Here is a 523-nt window from a genome sequence, read left to right as displayed (position 1 = left end):
TCATAGTATAGATGAGGTAGCATCATATCGAGAACAAAATTTCAATCTTAAACGTAATACGGCTTGGGTTTATATTAGTGCAACGTATACAAAATATATTCACCATAACCAAATTGATATGGATGCAAAATTACCAACGGCCTCCTCTTTTTATGAAAAGGCGAAAACTTTATTTGATGAACCTTTATATCCGTATGAACAAGTCGTTGCAATGATTCAGGCGATTGATCCAAAGGTCCAACTTTCACCAGTACTAATCGATAAGTTGGGTTATGTTGAACGCAGTGGTCTGGTTATGAGTAAAACGTGCGATTCGTTAGACGATGCGTCAAAAAAGCTTTGGCTGATGGACGACTACGTTTTAGTCGATAAAATAAAGACTTACCCTAATCGCTGGTTCACCTTTAAACTTTACCACCATGAGTTGGCTCATAATTTAATTGCTATGGATGAAACTAGGTATTTAACTAGTACGGGGTTGGAAAAGCTAGGTATCAGTAAAGTAGATATTGAAAATTTTTTA

1 protein-coding gene is annotated in these 523 nt (G+C 35.9%); it reads left to right on the top strand.

What is annotated here, in order from left to right; all coding sequences use genetic code 11:
• Positions 1-523: hypothetical protein (locus D1831_RS14450; protein WP_225422905.1), on the top strand; the 523-nt coding region annotated here is incomplete at both ends.

The sequence above is a fragment of the Lactiplantibacillus garii genome (assembly GCF_003885105.1).
In the GTDB taxonomy this organism is placed as follows: domain Bacteria; phylum Bacillota; class Bacilli; order Lactobacillales; family Lactobacillaceae; genus Lactiplantibacillus; species Lactiplantibacillus garii.
The sequence above is the reverse complement of the archived record's forward strand: the minus strand, read 5'-3'. Positions and strand labels throughout refer to the sequence as shown.